17 protein-coding genes are annotated in these 15,376 nt (G+C 70.0%); 9 read left to right on the plus strand and 8 right to left on the minus strand.

The features are described 5' to 3' along the window. Nucleotides 1–4: 4 nt before the first annotated feature. On the minus strand, nt 5–1,720 hold the full coding sequence (locus E0H92_RS33815; RefSeq protein WP_131499101.1) for a cation:proton antiporter: 1,716 nt from the start codon (nt 1,718–1,720) through the stop codon (nt 5–7). 127 nt (nt 1,721–1,847) lie between these two features. Between E0H92_RS33815 and E0H92_RS33820 the strand changes: the two genes are divergently transcribed. The 4 genes from E0H92_RS33820 to E0H92_RS33835 all read left to right on the plus strand — a co-directional run bounded on the left by E0H92_RS33820 (nt 1,848) and on the right by E0H92_RS33835 (nt 4,057). Further along, complete coding sequence (locus E0H92_RS33820) at nt 1,848–2,471, plus strand: VOC family protein (protein WP_131499102.1); 624 nt, start codon at nt 1,848–1,850, stop codon at nt 2,469–2,471. Nucleotides 2,472–2,500: 29 nt separating this feature from the next. Next, the gene (locus E0H92_RS33825; RefSeq protein WP_131499103.1) at nt 2,501–3,235 is read left to right on the plus strand and encodes a helix-turn-helix transcriptional regulator; all 735 of its coding nucleotides are present in this window, start codon (nt 2,501–2,503) and stop codon (nt 3,233–3,235) included. A gap of 61 nt (nt 3,236–3,296) precedes the next feature. After that, the gene (locus tag E0H92_RS33830) at nt 3,297–3,677 is read left to right on the plus strand and encodes a VOC family protein (protein WP_131499104.1); all 381 of its coding nucleotides are present in this window, start codon (nt 3,297–3,299) and stop codon (nt 3,675–3,677) included. Then, nucleotides 3,674–4,057 carry a hypothetical protein gene (locus tag E0H92_RS33835; RefSeq protein WP_131499105.1) on the plus strand — a complete coding sequence of 128 codons (384 nt, stop codon included), beginning with the start codon at nt 3,674–3,676 and terminating at the stop codon, nt 4,055–4,057. Before E0H92_RS33830 ends, E0H92_RS33835 begins: the two co-directional genes overlap by 4 nt. Here the strand turns inward: E0H92_RS33835 and E0H92_RS33840 are convergent. After that, complete coding sequence (locus E0H92_RS33840; RefSeq protein ID WP_131499106.1) at nt 4,046–4,795, minus strand: SDR family NAD(P)-dependent oxidoreductase; 750 nt, start codon at nt 4,793–4,795, stop codon at nt 4,046–4,048. The two genes, E0H92_RS33835 and E0H92_RS33840, sit on opposite strands and share 12 nt — an antisense overlap. Nucleotides 4,796–4,886: 91 nt before the next feature. Between E0H92_RS33840 and E0H92_RS33845 the strand changes: the two genes are divergently transcribed. Genes E0H92_RS33845 through E0H92_RS33855 form a run of 3 tightly spaced genes read left to right on the plus strand, consistent with a single transcriptional unit; the run spans nt 4,887 to nt 8,765 of the window. Beyond that, nucleotides 4,887–5,495: a TetR/AcrR family transcriptional regulator gene (locus E0H92_RS33845; RefSeq protein ID WP_131499107.1), complete on the plus strand. Its 609-nt coding sequence runs from the start codon at nt 4,887–4,889 to the stop codon at nt 5,493–5,495. A 10-nt stretch (nt 5,496–5,505) separates the two neighbouring features. Next, nucleotides 5,506–7,581, plus strand: a complete 2,076-nt coding sequence (gene pta, locus E0H92_RS33850) for a phosphate acetyltransferase (protein ID WP_131499108.1) — start codon at nt 5,506–5,508, stop codon at nt 7,579–7,581. Continuing rightward, a complete protein-coding gene (locus E0H92_RS33855) occupies nt 7,578–8,765 on the plus strand; it encodes an acetate/propionate family kinase (RefSeq protein WP_131499109.1) in 1,188 nt (395 codons plus the stop codon). Before pta ends, E0H92_RS33855 begins: the two co-directional genes overlap by 4 nt. On the opposite strand, the gene E0H92_RS33860 is transcribed toward E0H92_RS33855, so the two are convergent. After that, nucleotides 8,762–9,352 carry a hypothetical protein gene (locus E0H92_RS33860; RefSeq protein ID WP_131499110.1) on the minus strand — a complete coding sequence of 197 codons (591 nt, stop codon included), beginning with the start codon at nt 9,350–9,352 and terminating at the stop codon, nt 8,762–8,764. The genes E0H92_RS33855 and E0H92_RS33860 overlap by 4 nt on opposite strands. Nucleotides 9,353–9,463: 111 nt before the next feature. Between E0H92_RS33860 and E0H92_RS33865 the strand changes: the two genes are divergently transcribed. After that, on the plus strand, nt 9,464–9,913 hold the full coding sequence (locus E0H92_RS33865) for a GyrI-like domain-containing protein (RefSeq protein ID WP_131499111.1): 450 nt from the start codon (nt 9,464–9,466) through the stop codon (nt 9,911–9,913). Nucleotides 9,914–9,915: 2 nt separating this feature from the next. Here the strand turns inward: E0H92_RS33865 and E0H92_RS33870 are convergent, their stop codons facing one another. From E0H92_RS33870 to E0H92_RS33890, 5 genes are all read right to left on the minus strand, one after another. Continuing rightward, nucleotides 9,916–10,731 (minus strand): ACT domain-containing protein, encoded by an 816-nt coding sequence (locus E0H92_RS33870; RefSeq protein WP_165550146.1) that lies wholly within the window; start codon nt 10,729–10,731, stop codon nt 9,916–9,918. Nucleotides 10,732–10,795: 64 nt separating this feature from the next. Continuing rightward, nucleotides 10,796–11,659 (minus strand): P1 family peptidase, encoded by an 864-nt coding sequence (locus E0H92_RS33875; protein WP_131499112.1) that lies wholly within the window; start codon nt 11,657–11,659, stop codon nt 10,796–10,798. A 21-nt stretch (nt 11,660–11,680) separates the two neighbouring features. Beyond that, nucleotides 11,681–12,877 carry an L-2-hydroxyglutarate oxidase gene (lhgO, locus tag E0H92_RS33880; protein ID WP_131499113.1) on the minus strand — a complete coding sequence of 399 codons (1,197 nt, stop codon included), beginning with the start codon at nt 12,875–12,877 and terminating at the stop codon, nt 11,681–11,683. Nucleotides 12,878–12,902: 25 nt separating this feature from the next. After that, nucleotides 12,903–13,715 (minus strand): alpha/beta fold hydrolase, encoded by an 813-nt coding sequence (locus E0H92_RS33885; RefSeq protein ID WP_131499114.1) that lies wholly within the window; start codon nt 13,713–13,715, stop codon nt 12,903–12,905. 34 nt (nt 13,716–13,749) lie between these two features. Next, the gene (locus tag E0H92_RS33890) at nt 13,750–14,811 is read right to left on the minus strand and encodes a substrate-binding domain-containing protein (protein WP_131499115.1); all 1,062 of its coding nucleotides are present in this window, start codon (nt 14,809–14,811) and stop codon (nt 13,750–13,752) included. Between the two features lie 102 nt (nt 14,812–14,913). Here E0H92_RS33890 and E0H92_RS33895 point away from each other — a divergent pair, with 102 nt between their 5' ends. After that, complete coding sequence (locus E0H92_RS33895) at nt 14,914–15,297, plus strand: MarR family winged helix-turn-helix transcriptional regulator (RefSeq protein ID WP_131461783.1); 384 nt, start codon at nt 14,914–14,916, stop codon at nt 15,295–15,297. Nucleotides 15,298–15,376 lie beyond the last annotated feature (79 nt).

The raw sequence follows: 15,376 nt of genomic DNA on the forward strand, positions 1-15,376 counted from the left end.
GTGGTCAGGACGTGCTGAAGCGCTGTTCGACGGTGTCGAGGAAGGCTTCGACCTGGCGGTAGGTTTCGGAGCTGTAGACGCCGATGCTGCGTTCGGTGCCGAGGGCTTCGCGCATTGCGTCCAGGTAGCGGCGCTGCAGGATCTCCATCTGTTCGCGGGTGTCCGCCTTGGTCTCCCGGAGCTGCTGGCTCCCGGAGACCAGGCGCGGCACGATCCGGTCCTTCAGCGTGCTGACCACGACCGGATCGAGAGGCTCGCCGTCGACGGTCTGCTCCTCGAGCGGTCCGACCGCATCGATCGCGGCCTCGCCGATCTGCCGCATCAAGGCCTGCACCGAGTCGCGCTTGTCCGCACTGCTCTCCGAACGGAACCGCATCCTCGCGATCACCGCAGGCAGCGAGATCCCGAACAGCACCAGCGTGATCAGCGCGACGATGAACGCCGCGAGCACGACCGTGTCCCGGTGCGGCGTACCGGCCGGGATCGTCTGCGCGGCCGCAACCGTCACGACACCCCGCATCCCGGCCCAGGCGAGAACGAGCAGGCCGCGGCCGGTGATCGGTTCCCGCTCCTCGAAGTCGGCGTCCGCCCGGCCGCGGGCGAGCCGTTTGCGCGCCCATGCGACGCGGTTCTCCTCGCGCGCACCGGCCGGCTCCATCGAATCCAGGTGCTCCTCGAACTGGTCCAGCTGAGCCCGGACCTGCTCGCCGCGGTCGCTCCGGCCGAACCGGCTCTGCAGCCAGGGCCAGGCCAGCCCGAGGAAACGCAGTACGACCAGCAGACCGACCACCAGCAGCACGAGCCCGGTGATCTCGCCGACTGTCGTCTCCGCCCGGGCGTCGTCGACAAGCTCCGGCAACTGGTACCCCATCGCGAGGAAGACGCCGCTCTCCAGGATGAAGCTGATCGTCGTCCAGGTGGTCGCCTGCGTCTGCCGGTCGCGCGCACTGAACTTCCGGCTGCCGAGCGCTCCGGTCAGCAGACCGGCGACCACGACGGCGAGTACGCCGGACGCGTGCGCCTCCTCGGCCGGGAAGTAGGCGAGGAACGGTACGGCGAACGAGATCGTCGTGTTGAGCACCGGGTCGTCGAGACGCTGCCGCAGTACGACGGTCAGCAGACCGATGGCCGTACCGATCAGGATCGCGCCGACGACCGCCCAGGCGAAGTCGAGCGCGGTGTGGCCGAGGCTGAAGTGGGTGGTGACGGCGAGCGCGGCGACCGCCGTACGCAGGACGACGAGCGCCGACGCGTCGTTGACGAGACTCTCGCCTTCGAGCACGGTCATCAGGCGCGGCGGGAGCCCGACTCGGTGCCCGATCGCGGTCGCCGCGACCGCGTCGGTCGGGCTGACGACCGCGCCGAGGGCGACGGCGAGCGCGAACGAGATCCCCGGGAACAGGGCGTGCACGACGAGCCCGATCACCAGCGCGGACACGATCACCATCACGATCGACAACCACGAGATCAGCCCGAAGTTCCGCCGTACGTCGAGCACCGGGAGCTGGACCGCCGACGCGTACAGCAGCGGCGGCAGGATGCCCGCGAGGATGATCTCGGGCTCGACGTGGATGGCCGGCGTGCTCGGCAGGTAGCTGGCGCCGATGCCCAGGGCGACGAGCAGCAGCGGTGCCGCGACGCCGGTCCGGCGGGCGAACACGGAGGCCGCGATCATGATCGCGAGCCCCGCTCCGGCGATCAGAACGATCTGATGGTCCACGTGACAGCACTCTAGGGCCGGTCACCGGCGGCCCCGGGTAATGACCAGGGATTCTCACTGGTGTCACGGGGGTGCCGCGGCGGCACAGTGGAGGTCGGTGAACGAGTCGAATCCCCTGGAGGAAGCAATGAGCACGGACCTGAAGCTGGAAGCCGTCGTCGTCCCGGTCGCGGACGCCGATCGGTCGAAGGAGTTCTACAGCGGCCTCGGCTGGCGGCTGGACGCGGACTTCGCGTTCGACAACGGGTTCCGGGTCGTCCAGTTCACCCCGCCGGGCTCCCCCGCCTCGGTCCAGTTCGGCACGAACATCACCTCGGCCGAGCCGGGCACCGCGCAGGGGCTGTACCTGGTCGTCAGCGATGTGGAAGCGGCCCGGTCGGAGCTGCTGGCGCACGGCGCGAAGGTCAGCGAGGTCTTTCACCCGGCTGCTCCGGGCGCGCAGTTCGAGGCCGGCGACACCAGCGGCCGGGTGACCGGGCCGGCAGACGAGCGGTCGAGCTACGGGTCGTTCGCGACGTTCAGTGACCCGGACGGCAACACGTGGCTGTTGCAGGAGGTCACCAAGCGGCTGCCTGGTCGCGTGGACGATGCGACGTACAGCTCCGTCGATGACCTCGAGGCAGCCCTTCGGCGCGCTGCGGCCGCCCACGGCGAGCACGAGGCCCGCACCGGCCAGGCCGACGAGAACTGGCCGACCTGGTACGCCACCTACATGCTCGCCGAGCGCACCGGAGCCGAACTCCCCCAGTAAATGTCCATGGCCGCGCCTAGCCTGCGAGCATGAACCGGATCGATCGGCTGTACGCGCTGGCCGAGGAGCTGCGGGCGGCGGGGCCTCGAGGGCGTACGGCGCGGCAGCTGGCGGCACGTTTCGAGGTGAGCGTGCGGACCATCGAGCGTGATCTCAGTGCGCTCGGGCAGGCCGGCGTACCGCTGGCGACGAAACAGGGCCGGACCGGCGGGTACTCCGTGGACCGGTCGATGAGCCTCCCGCCGCTGAACTTCACCGCGCGGGAGGCGATGGCCGTCGCGGTCGCGTTGAGCCGCAGCGAGCACGTGCTGTTCGCCCGCGACTCGCGGACCGCGCTGCAGAAGATCGTGGCCGCGATGCCGCCGCGGGATCTGGACGAGGCGCGGACGGCGGCGGCGAAGGTGCGGCTGCTGGTCCAGCCGGTGCCTGCTCCGGACGGGCAGATCGCCGAGCAGATCTGGCGGGCGGTGCGGGACAACCAGGTCCTGCGGATCGAGTACACCGACGTCGGCGGGATCGGGACCGAGCGCGAGGTCGAGCCGCAGCACGTCGTCGTCGGACCGAACGGCTCGTACCTGACCGCGTGGTGTCATCTGCGGCAGGAGGACCGGGTGTTCCGGATGGACCGGATCACCCGCGCCGAGCGCACCGCGACACCGCCGTCCCGGCCGCTCGCGACCGGAGACCTGCAGGTCGACGGGTACGAGACCAAACTGCCGGATGCCGCGCTGCGTCCCGAAGATCTTTTTCCAACTCCGACATAGGGCTGTCGCGAACCGCTGACAGCGTGGGTCTCACAATCCACCTGATGAAGGAGAGAGATCGATGAGTACTCCGGCCCCTGGCACGCTGGCCTGGTTCGAGGTCGCGACCGACGACCCCGAGACCACGCAGAAGTTCTACGGCAGCCTGTTCGACTGGACCTTCGAGTCCGACGGCGGGCTCGCCGCCACCGGCCTCGAGTACCGCAACATCACCGCCTCCGGCGCCGACCGGCCGATGGGCGGCATCTTCGGCACCAACGGGCAGCTGCCGAACCACGCGGTGTTCTACATCCTGGTCGCCGACATCGAGGCGACTTGCGCCGACGCCGAACAGCTCGGCGGCACGGTGATCAACAAAAGCCTCGACACAACCCCGGCCTTCGCCTACCTCCGCGACCCGGCCGGCAACCAGTTCGGGGTCTTCACCCCGCCCGCCGCATGACCCGACCCACCAAGCGCACGTCCCCGCCGGCCACCGCCGGCGGGGACGCAGCGCGGGAGCTGTACGACGAGCTCACCGACGACCTGCTCTACGACCCCGCGATCGGCCACGGCACGATCATGGGCCATCCGTGCATCCGCCTGGCCGGCCAGTTCGTCGCCTGCCTCGAGCGGAACGGCACGGCCCTGATCCTCAAACTCCCCGCCGACCGAGTTACCACGCTGATCGCCGCGGGCACCGGCACCCAGTTCGCCCCGACCGGCCACCCGATGCACGAGTGGGTCACCATCCCAGAACCAGACCGCACCCTCTGGCAGTCACTCCTCACCGAGGCCGTCGCCTTCGCCCGTCAGAACCTCCCCGCCCGCTCAGACGGCTAGCCGGCCGCCGTCGACGGGCAGGGTGGCGCCGTGGATCAGGGAGGCCGCGTCGGACGCCAGGAAGACGATGCCCGCGGCCACTTCGTCCGGTGTGCCGACGCGCTGGAGCGGCGTCGTACCGGCCAGGTGGTCGAGGTTCTCGCCCATGACCGCGGTGCCTTCGGTGCGCGTCGGTCCGGGGCTGACCGCGTTCACGCGGACCCCGGCCGGCCCGAACTCGGCTGCCCACGCCCGGGTCAGCAGCTCCACGGCCGCCTTGCTCGACCCGTACGCCGCCATCCCGGCCATGCCGACGTACGCGACCATCGTCGTCACGTTGACGATCGCGCCGGAGCCGCGCGCCGCCATCAGCGGAGCCAGTTCGGCGACCAGGTAGAACGGTGCCCGCACGTTCACGGCGTACACCGCGTCGAAGTCGCTGTCCGCGACCTCGGCCGTCGGCCCGAACGGGAAGATCCCGGCGTTGTTGATCAGTACGTCGACCCGCCCGCCGCCGAGGTCGATCGCCTGCTTGGCGAGCGACCGCACACTCGCCAGGTCGGCCAGATCCGCCTGCACGAAGTCCGCCGTACCGCCGTCGGCACGGATCTCGTCGACCGCGCGGCTCCCCCGGGCGACATCCCGTCCGCTGATCACCACCTGCGCGCCGCGCCGCGCGAGTTGGCCGGCGACCGCGCGACCGATCCCACTGTTGCCGCCGGTCACGAGTGCGGTCCGGCCGGCGAAGTCCTGCGTCATATCGGTTTCCATCCACTAGTTGGAGTCTTCGCTCCCGATACTTCGCCGACGAAATTGGAGTATCAACTCCAAAATCCGTACGGTGGGTGGTATGACGCTGACCAGGAAGGGGCAGGCGACCCGGGACCGGATCGTCGTCGCCGCGGCGCGGCTGATGCTCGAGTACGGAGTCGCCCGCACCACCATCGAGGACATCCAGGCCGCCGCGGGGGTGAGCCCGTCGCAGCTGTACCACTACTTCCCCGGCAAGGACGCCCTGGTCTCGGCGGTCATCGATCACCAGACGGCGCAGGCGCTCGACGTACAGCAGGGCTGTTTGGAACGGCTCGACACGATCGACTCGCTGGGCCGGTGGCGGGACGTGATGGTCGGCATCCTCACCGAGATGCAGTGCGTCGGCGGCTGCCCGCTCGGGTCCCTGGCGAGCGACCTGTCGGACAGCGACCCGGTCGCCCGCACCCAGCTCGCCGCCGCGTTCGCGCGCTGGCAGGAGCTGATCCGTCAGGGCCTGAGCGACATGCAGGAACGCGGTGAACTGGCCGCCGACGCCGACCCTGGAGATCTCGCCGTCGCGATGCTCGCCGCAGTGCAGGGCGGGCTGCTGCTGAGCCAGGTGAATCGCGATCCCGCACCGCTGCGGATCGCTGTCGACACCATGATCGACCACCTGCACGCCTCGACGAGCCCCGCGGTTCCGTAGGGTTCGCGGTATGGGTAGCAGTGTCTACGTTGCTTCGGTGGAGGGCACGACCGGGAAGTCGACGGTGGCCCTCGGGGTGCTCCACCAGTTGTCCCGGCGGGTCGGACGAGTGGCGGTGTTCCGGCCGATCGTGCGCGCGGACACCGCGACGCACGGCGGGCGGGACTACGTTCTCGAGCTGCTGATCTCGCAGGACGCGGTCGAGCAGTCGTACGACGACGGTGTCGGGGTCACGTACGACGAAGTGCACGAAGACCCCGATGCGGCGCTGGACACCATCGTCCAGCGCTATCACGCGGTCGCCGAGCAGGCCGACGCGGTGCTGATCGTCGGCAGCGACTACACCGATGTCGGCACCCCGACCGAGTTCTCGTTCAACGCCAAGATCGCGGCGAACCTCGGCGCGCCGGTCCTGCTCGTGCTGAACGGGTTCGGCCGGACGCCGCACGACGTACGGGCCATCGCCGACATGGCCGCGGCCGAGCTCGCCGCGAACCACGGCTCGCTGTTCGCGGTGATCGCCAACCGCGTCGACGAAGGCGAGGGCAAGCCGCTCGTCGCGGCACTGGACGGCATCGGCGCGCCCGCGTTCGCGATCCCCGAGGAGCCGGTGCTGAACCAGCCGCTCGTCGCCGACCTGCTGGCGCCGATCGACGGCCGGCTGCTGAGCGGTGACCCGCAGCTGCTGACCCGCGAGGTCACCGGGCTGATGATCGCCGGGATGACGATGCCGAACGTGCTGGACCGGTTGTTCGACGGCGCCGCGGTGGTCACCGCCGGCGACCGCCCCGAGGTCGTGCTCGGTGTCCTGATGGCGCACGCGTCCCGGACCTTCCCGCAGATCGCCGCGATCGTGCTGAACGGCGGCTTCAAGCTGCCGGGCCAGGTGCAACGGCTGATCGAGGGCCTCGGTGTCACGTTGCCGATCATCGAGACCGATCTCGGGACGCAGGCCACCTCCGCCAAGCTCACCGCCGTCCGCGGCCGGCTCACGAAGGACGCACCGCGCCAGATCGACACGGCCCTGGCCCTCTTCGACCAGTACGTCGACGGTACGGCGTTGCTCGACCAGCTCGCGCTCGCCCGGAGCAGCGCCGTGACACCGCTGATGTTCGAGCACCAGCTGGTCGACCGGGCCGTCTCGGACCGCAGGCACATCGTGCTGCCGGAGGGCGAGGAGGAGCGGATCCTGCGCGCGGCCGACGTACTGCTGCGGCGGGGCGTCGCGGACCTCACCCTGCTCGGCGATCCGACCACGATCAGCGCGAAGGCCGCGGCCGTCGGCGTCGACGTGACCGCGGCGCGCGTCGTACATCCGGAGAACAGCGAGCTTGCCGAGCAGTTCGCCGCCGAGTACCACCGGCTGCGGCAGCATCGCGGGGTCGACCTCGACCGTGCCCGCGAGCTGGTCCGTGACGTGTCGTACTTCGGCACGATGATGGTTCAGCTCGGGCTCGCGGACGGCATGGTGTCGGGCGCCGTGCACACCACCGCACACACGATCCGGCCGGCCCTCGAGGTCGTGAAGACCGTTCCGGACGTGTCCGTCGTCTCGTCGGTGTTCTTCATGTGCCTGCAGAACCAGGTCCTGGTGTACGGCGACTGCGCGGTGAACCCGGACCCGACGGCCGAGCAGCTCGCCGATATCGCGATCTCGTCCGCGGCGACCGCCGTCGCGTTCGGCGTCGAGCCCCGGGTCGCGATGCTGTCCTACTCGACCGGCACGTCCGGCGCCGGCACCGACGTGGAAAAGGTGTCGAAGGCAACGAACATCGTCCGCGAACGCGCACCGCAGCTGCCGGTCGAGGGACCGATCCAGTACGACGCCGCGATCGACGCGGCGGTGGCGCGGACGAAGTTGCCGGACTCCCCCGTCGCCGGACGGGCCACGGTGTTCGTGTTCCCCGACCTGAACACCGGCAACAACACGTACAAGGCAGTGCAGCGCTCGGCGAACGCCGTCGCGGTCGGCCCGGTCCTGCAGGGCCTGCGCAAACCCGTCAACGACCTGTCGCGCGGCGCGACCGTCCGGGACATCATCAACACGGTCGCGATCACCGCGATCCAGGCTGGTGAGACCCGATGAGCAGCCACGTCCTGGTCATCAACGCGGGATCGTCGTCCCTGAAGTACAGCCTGGTCGATGCGAAGTCGGGCGAGGCGGCGGCGACCGGGCTGGTTGAGCGGATCGGCGAGGAGCAGAGCCATCACGTGCACCACGGGCCTTCGGGCTCGTACGACGACGATCAGGCCGTCGCGGATCACGAGGCCGCGCTGGAGGCCGCCGTACAGGCGTTCGAGACGCACGGTCCGGCGCTCGGTGACGTGGACATCCTGGCGGTCGGGCACCGGGTGGTGCACGGCGGCGACAAGTTCGCGGCGCCGGCGTTGGTCGACGACGAGTTGATCGCGGCGGTGACCGAGCTGGTTCCGCTGGCGCCGTTGCACAATCCGGCGAATCTGGAGGGTATCGAGGTCGCGCGCCGGCTCTTGCCGGACCTGCCGCATGTGGCCGTTTTCGACACCGCGTTCCATCAGACGTTGCCGCCGTACGCGTACACGTACGCGGTGCCGACCGCCTGGCAGGAGGAGTACGGGATCCGGCGGTATGGGTTCCACGGCACGTCGCACTCGTTCGTGTCTGGGCAGGCCGCCGCGCTGCTCGGGCGGTCGGTGGAGGACGTGAACCTGATCGTGCTGCACCTCGGCAATGGGTGCTCCGCGACCGCCGTCCAGGGTGGCCGGTCGGTCGATACCTCGATGGGGCTGACGCCGTTGGAGGGTCTGGTGATGGGGACGCGGTCGGGCGACCTCGATCCCGCGATCCACGGCCTTCTCGCGCGGGTCGCGGGGCGGTCCGCCGAGGAGACCGACCGGGCGCTGAACTCGGAGTCCGGGCTCAAGGGCCTGACCGGCGTGAACGACTTCCGGGAGGTGTCGCGCCGCCGGGCGGCCGGGGACGAGCGGGCACAGCTCGCCTTCGATATCTACTGCTACCGGTTGAAGAAGTACATCGGCGCGTACTACGCCGTACTGGGAAGGGTCGAGGCGATCGTCTTCACTGCCGGGGTCGGCCAGCACTCGGCCGAGGTCCGCGCGGCCGCCGTCAGCGGGCTCGAAGGCTTGGGCATCCGCCTCGACCCGGCCCGCAACGCCGACCCGAGCGACAGCATCGCCTCCACCGACGACAGCCCGGTCGCCGTACTGGTCATCCCCACCAACGAGGAATGGGAAATCGCCCGCCAGGCCCTGGACGTTGTCGGCGGTTAGCGGGTCATCGCGGCGTCGATGAGGCGGGTGGCCGCTCCGGCGAGGTCCTCCGCGGTCGTGCCGATGTCCGGCATCTTCGACGCCGACTGGAATCGGACGGCCAGCGCCAGCAGGTCGGTGCGGGTGAGCTGCTCGCCCTCTTCCCAGCGCGGAGGCACCGGTGGCGGCGTCGGGATCTTGATCACGACAGTGCCGATCACGACGACCGTGCCAGGTGCCGGGATCACGGTGGTCAGCACCGGCGGGCTCGCGATCACCCCGTTCGTGAACGCGTCGAGTGCGTCCTTGACGTGTGCGCGTTCGGGTTCGGCCTCGGCGGCGTCCGGGCTCGCGGTCCGCCCCCGGGTCACGGCCAAACTCGCCTCCATCGAGCAGGCCAGGAACAGCAGCGCGAGCCGCTCGTCCGCCGTCCGGCCGCCCTTGGGCGCGAACCCGCCCTCGGTGTCCTCGAAGACTGCCGCGCCGGTCTCGACGAGCCCCAGGAAATGAGCGACCCCGACCGGGTCGATCACGGATCCTTCCTCACACGGGAAGGGAGCGCTCACCATCGCGCACAGGTCGTCCGGGGTGAGTTCGATCAGGGCCATCGGAACCTCCAAGTGCCGTCGGGTCCTCTGTAGAGAGGACCGCCGAGCACCACCTGGTGATACACGACGGCGACGTCGTACATTGAGTGGTGGTGATGCACCATGCCCCAGGTGAGATTTCACAGCGACGAAGCGACCGCCGTCCGGCGGGGTCATCTTGTGCCTGAGCAACTGGAGGACTGGGTTCCTTCGGCGTGCGCGGCCGTGGCCGAGCATCTGCGTCACCGCGGCATCGCGCCGACCGGCTACCCATACGCCCGCTGGCACCCGCTACCCGGCGGCGAGATCGAAGCCGAGGCCGGTTTCCCGGTCGGTACGCCGATTGCGAGCAGCGGGGATGTCGAGCCGTCCTCCCTGCCCGCCGGGCCGGTGCTCGCCGTCTGGCACACCGACCCGGACGGGAAGCTCCCGCTCAGCTATCACGCCGTCCGCGACTGGCTGGAAACCGGCGCGGCGGTCGCGACCGGCGACAGCTGGGAGATCTACCACGACCTCCCCACCTGCGACCACGTCGGAACCCGCATCGAAATCGTCCAGCCCATCACCTTTCCAACACCCTGACCTCAGCGGGTCAGGGTTTGAGTGGCCTCTGCCAGTTCGGCCAGGCGGTGGGCGCGGGCGGACTCGGCCGGCGTGAAGGGCTCTCCCGGACGGCTGAACGCGAACAGGCCGGTCCACGGCGAGGGGACCTTCAGCACCGTCCCATCATCGGGAAGCTGACCCGTCAACGTCGCCCGATCGGTCACCAGCTGAGCTCCGAGCAGCTCGGCGACCGCGTGCGGCAGTTCAGCCGGATCCGCAACCACGCGGGCCGACAGACTCAATGCCTTGGTCTGGCCGTCCACCAACGCCAGCGCCGTCGTCGGCCACACGTGCGTCTCGCGCCCGCCGGCCGACTCGATCGCATCCTCCAGGTCCGCGGCGGTGACGTCATCCGGCGTCGAGACCACCAGCTCGTCCCGCACCCCGTCGTCGACCGGATGAACGTGCAGCCCGAGGATGTTCGCGTCCAGGACGGAGAGCTGCCGGGTAACGCTCTCCAGCGTCCCCGCCCGGTCGTCGAGCGTCACGCGAATCCGCCACAACGTCCCGATCCCGTTCCGCGGACGAGCCTTCGGGGCGTGCAGCCAGGACCGCAGCAGCCGCATCGTCGACGGCTCCACCACCCAGATCACCAGCGCGGTCGTCACACTCGCCAGCACCGCGACCGAGACCAGGTACGGCGGATGCGCGGCCAGCACCGCCGCGTGCAACGCGAGCTCGACAGGCGCGATCGCCACGAGCTTCGCGAGCGTCAGGCGGAGGCGCCGCGGGTGGGGCAGCCTTCCACACACGTCACAGGCCGTCCCGCCGGTGAGCGTCGTACGCAACGAGTCCATGACTCGAAGCATCCCCGCCGCAGATTGCCCGCCTGTTGCACCGATGTGAAGTTCGCCGGTGGACCTAGGCGACGCTCCGGACGGCGTCGGTGACGCAGGCGAGGGCGAGGAGCCTGACGATGTCGACATGGGCGTCGACCTGGCCGGTGGCCGCGGCGACGAAGCCGTCGCCGTCGAACTGGGTGTGCGGTGGCGTGATGGAGCGGGCGAGGCCGTCATGGGCGCCCTGGGCAACGGTTCGGCAGGCGGTCTTGTCGAGGCGGGCGTTCGTGACGACGACGCCGATCGTCGTGTGCGCGCGCCCCTCGGTGAACGCGAACGGCTCCGCGAGCATCCGTACGGCGTCGAACGACACGTCCGCGCTGCCGTCGTCGATGTCGCCGAACGCGTTCACCACGGCAAGGCAGGCCACCACGAGCTCACCCAGCCGGTGCTCGGCGTACCCGAGCCCGCCGGGTCGCCGGCCGTCCGGCCCGCGCCAATGACCGACGTACGCGCCGGTCCCCGCCCCCACCTGTCCTTGGAGCGTCTGGTCCACGGTGCACGCCTGCGCGGCCGCGTACCCGGCGGCGGAGTCAGGAGCCGCGGCCGGGTCGCCCGCGGTGAGGTCGAACAGCGCCAGCGTCGGCACGATCGGCACCGGGCCCGCGGGAGTCTGCACCCCGCGCCCCTGCCCGCGGTAGAACCGCATGACACCGTCGGCCGCCGCCAGACCGAACGCCGATCCCCCGGTCAGTACGACGCCGTCGATCGCGCTCACGGCCTTCCCCGGCTCCAGCAGCTCCAGTTCCCGCGAGGCCGGTGCACCGCCGCGCGCCTCGTAGGACGCGACCGTGCCGGCCGGCAGATCCACGACCGTGCAGCCGGTCCGCCCCTCGAAGTCGCTCCAATGCCCCACCCGGACTCCTGGCACGCCGAACGTCGTCATGCGGACCAAGATAGGCGTAGCTCAGGCTCGGTCGGCGGAGAGTTCCTCGGCGATGCGGTCGCCGATGACGAGGCAGGCGGTGGCGGCGGGTGACGGCGCGTTCAGGACGTGCAGGGCGCGGCCGTCGCGGAGGAACAGGAAGTCGTCGACCAGCTTGCCGTCGCGCGTCACGGCCTGGGCACGGACACCGGCGCCGGACCGTCGTACATCGGAAACCTGCAGCTCAGGCAGCATCCGCCGGGCCTCGCGGACCAACGCCCGACCGGTGAGTGAGCGGACGATCTCCTTCGCGCCGGTGCGTGCGTACCGGCGGGCGAGCTTCCAGGACCCGCGGTACGTCGCCGACTCCCACACGTCCCGTACGACGATCTTCCCCCACGAATACCCCTCGCGGGACAGCGCGGGGACGGCGTTCGGGCCGAGGTGAACGCTGCCGTCGATGCCGCGGGTCAGGTGCACACCGAGGAACGGCAGGTCGGGATCGGGCACCGGATACACCAGGCCCTTGACCAGGAACTCCCGCTCGGGGACGAGCTCGCTGAACTCGCCCCGGAACGGCAGGATGCGGACGCCCGGTTCCAGACCGGACGCACGCGCCAGCCGGTCGCTGTGCAGGCCCGCGCACACCGCCACCCGGTCGGCCTCGATCACGTCATCCGTCGTCCGCACGCGCACCACGGAGCCTGCGTTCTCAACGGCTGTCACGGACACCCCGGTCCGGATCTCGCCGCCCGCCGCGCGGATGTCGTCGGCGAGGGCAGCGGCCACGAGCTTGAAGTCGACACGTCCCGTGGAGTCGACCGCGAGTGCGCCCTTGACCCGCAGGTGGGGCTCACGCTCGGCGACCTCGTCCAGGGTCAGCCGGCGCACCGGGACACCGTTCTCGCGGCCGATCCCGAAGAGGCGATCGAGTTGAGGCAGTTCGGCCTCGGTCGTCGCGACGACCAGCTTGCCCGGTACGTCGAGCTGGATGCCCTTCTCCTCGCAGTACTCGCGCAGCGCCGTACCGCCGGCGACCGCGAACCGCGCCTTCAGCGAGCCCGGGCGGTAGTAGAGCCCCGAGTGCACGACGCCCGAGTTGTGCCCGGTCTGGTGCGCCCCGACGGCCGGTTCCTTCTCCAGTACGACGACCGGCGTACCGGGATCGCGCCGCTGCAGGCTTCGCGCCACAGCCAGCCCCACGATCCCGCCACCGACCACCACCGCAGATCTCGTCACCTGTGAAAAGAGCGCGGACCCCTGGTCAGAAATACAGCCACGTGCGCAGCTCCGTCGCGAGGGCCACGGGCGCGTCGTACTGGATCAGATGGCCGGCGTCCGGTACCTCGACGTACGACGCCCCCGGGATGAGCCCGGCCAGCCGCCGCCCGGTCGCCGGCGGGATCCACGCGTCGTCGCTCCCCCAGACCACCTTCACCGGGATCTCGAGGCTGCCGACGGTGCGCTCGTTCCGGACCAGGAAGTCCTCGTCGTACTGCGCGATCTGCCGGTAGAACGCCGGCTGCCCGGCCTCGGTGCACCACGGAGAAACTAGCGCTGCTAGCTCCTCGTCCCGCAACCCGCGATGACTCGCGGCGCTCACGTACGCCCGCAGGATCGCCTCATGGATGTACGGCGGCAACTCGCCCAGCGTCGTCGGGTGGCGCTTCACGAATTGGAAGAACGCCGACCCGCTCGGCGGAATCGCCACCACGTCGACCAGCATCAACGACTCGTACGCCGCTCCCTCGGCTAGCGTTGCTAGCAAAGAGACAGCACCGCCGAAGTCGTGCGCCACGACCCGTGGCCGGTCCAACTGCCAGTGCTCGAGCAGCGCCACGAATGCTTTCGCCTGGGCGCCGAAGTCGACCGCGTGGTCGGGGTGCTTGGACGACTCGCCGTACCCCGGCATGTCCCACAGGTACACGGTGAAGTCGGCGCTCAGCGCGTCCGCGTACCGCGACCACACGCGCGACGAGAACGGCGTCCCGTGACAGAACACCACCGGTGGACCGCTACCGGCCCTTCCCCAGGCGATCGATCGGCCTTCCCAGCTGAATCGCTCGTTGACATCCATCCCACCACCTAACCATCTAGGCGGTTCATGATGGTTAGGTGATGTGCGCGATCTGCTCCTGGATCCGGAACTCGAGGCCGTCGGCGACCGCCAGGTACACGTCCTGGTCGACGAGGTTGCCGTCGAGGCGGAGCAGGCCGCGGGGGCTGTCATAGAAGTGGCCGCTCGGGAGTCCGGCCGACATCGCGATGGTGCCGCTGACCTCGCCGAGGCGGGCGAGGAAGCGGATCGCCTCGTAACAGGACTCGCCGACCGCGTTGAGCGCGGGCGCGAACGCCCCGAAGCGGGCGTAGTACTGCTGGGCGAACTCGTTGCTCTCGACGGTCGTGAGCTTGTCGAAGTACGCCGCCGCCGCGTAGACGCCGTGGTTCGCGCCCGATCCGGCGCCGAGCAGCGTGTTCTCCTCGATCGCCGGGCTGAGACGGAGAAGCCTCTCGCTCAGCCCGCCGGCCGCGAACTCCCGATTGAAGTGCACCGCGTCCTGGCCCATCAGGAGCATGATCACGCCGTCGGCATCAGTGGTCCGGAGTCCGTCGATCACGTCCCGGAAGTCCGCCGTACCGAGCGGCACGTACGCCGAGTGCACGATCTCGGATCCCGTTCCCTGCAAGGCTTCCTGCGCGACCGAACCGGTGACCCGCGGATACACGTAGTCGTTGCCAACGACAACCCAGCGCCGGGCGCCGAGGTGCTCGCGCAGCCAGTGCGCCGCCGGCAGTAACTGGTTGACCGGCCGCTCGCCGAGCATGAAGACACCAGGCGTGTCGTCGCCGCCCTCGTGCATCGCCGCGAACGCGTACACGACCCGCCCGCCGATGCGTCGGGTCAACGCGACCCGGACGGCGGAGATGTGCCAGCCGGCGACGGCCTCGACGCGACCAGCGTCGACGAGCCGCCCGACCTCCTCGGCGACAACCTCCGGCGAGCGGCCGGCGTCCACCTGGACGAGCTCGACCTGACGGCCCGCGATACCGTTCCGCGCGTTCAGCTGCTCGGCCGCGAGCTGCCCGCAGGCCAGACATGACGGCCCGTAGATCCCGGTCGGGCCCTGCAACGGCACGACGAAAGCGATCGGCAGTACGTCGGTACGCCGCACCGTCACCTCCTCCGGTCCGAGGCCAAGTGTGACCGACGATGCCGCGGAACCGCGAGCCACCGGTTATATTTCCCAGCACCTGAACCGAGGAGGAGGTGCGGCATGCTGCTGTTGCTGAAGCGGATGGAGCGGCAGTTCGAGCTGGGCCTGCAGCCGCTGCTTGGCGAGTTCGGGCTGACGATCGAGCAGTGGCGGATCATGGCCGCACTCCGCGAGGAGCCCGGACAGCCGATGTCCGTCCTCGCACAGTCTGCCGTCCTGCCAGCCGCCAGCCTCACCCGGCACGTCGACAAGCTGGTCGAACGCGGCCTGGTTCTGCGCCGCATCCATACCAGTGACAAGCGGCGGGTCATCGTCGCGCTCTCCCCCGTCGGCGCCACGGTCGCCGAGCGTCTCGCCTCGGCCCAGCGCGGTCTCGAGGAAATGATTTCAAAGTACTTCCAGATGGAAATACACGAACGTAGCAGCTCGGCAACACAGCGGTAACACGGCGTTCCTAGGTTCCTTCCATTCGGGTGCATCCCCCGCCGGCAGCGTCGCCGGCCCGCCGGAGCACCGCTCGCCC

This window comes from Kribbella speibonae (genome assembly GCF_004331375.1).
Lineage (GTDB): Bacteria > Actinomycetota > Actinomycetes > Propionibacteriales > Kribbellaceae > Kribbella > Kribbella sindirgiensis.

Excerpts from the sequence above, each read along its gene's own strand:
- E0H92_RS33820 (WP_131499102.1), top strand. The coding sequence starts at position 1,848 with ATGAGCACGGACCTGAAGCTGGAAGCCGTCGTCGTCCCGGTCGCGGAC.
- E0H92_RS33825 (WP_131499103.1), top strand. The coding sequence starts at position 2,501 with ATGAACCGGATCGATCGGCTGTACGCGCTGGCCGAGGAGCTGCGGGCG.
- E0H92_RS33830 (WP_131499104.1), top strand. The coding sequence starts at position 3,297 with ATGAGTACTCCGGCCCCTGGCACGCTGGCCTGGTTCGAGGTCGCGACC.
- E0H92_RS33835 (WP_131499105.1), top strand. The coding sequence starts at position 3,674 with ATGACCCGACCCACCAAGCGCACGTCCCCGCCGGCCACCGCCGGCGGG.
- E0H92_RS33840 (WP_131499106.1), bottom strand. The coding sequence starts at position 4,795 with ATGACGCAGGACTTCGCCGGCCGGACCGCACTCGTGACCGGCGGCAAC.
- E0H92_RS33845 (WP_131499107.1), top strand. The coding sequence starts at position 4,887 with ATGACGCTGACCAGGAAGGGGCAGGCGACCCGGGACCGGATCGTCGTC.
- pta (WP_131499108.1), top strand. The coding sequence starts at position 5,506 with ATGGGTAGCAGTGTCTACGTTGCTTCGGTGGAGGGCACGACCGGGAAG.
- E0H92_RS33855 (WP_131499109.1), top strand. The coding sequence starts at position 7,578 with ATGAGCAGCCACGTCCTGGTCATCAACGCGGGATCGTCGTCCCTGAAG.
- E0H92_RS33860 (WP_131499110.1), bottom strand. The coding sequence starts at position 9,352 with ATGGCCCTGATCGAACTCACCCCGGACGACCTGTGCGCGATGGTGAGC.
- E0H92_RS33870 (WP_165550146.1), bottom strand. The coding sequence starts at position 10,731 with ATGGACTCGTTGCGTACGACGCTCACCGGCGGGACGGCCTGTGACGTG.
- E0H92_RS33875 (WP_131499112.1), bottom strand. The coding sequence starts at position 11,659 with ATGACGACGTTCGGCGTGCCAGGAGTCCGGGTGGGGCATTGGAGCGAC.
- E0H92_RS33885 (WP_131499114.1), bottom strand. The coding sequence starts at position 13,715 with ATGGATGTCAACGAGCGATTCAGCTGGGAAGGCCGATCGATCGCCTGG.
- E0H92_RS33895 (WP_131461783.1), top strand. The coding sequence starts at position 14,914 with ATGCTGCTGTTGCTGAAGCGGATGGAGCGGCAGTTCGAGCTGGGCCTG.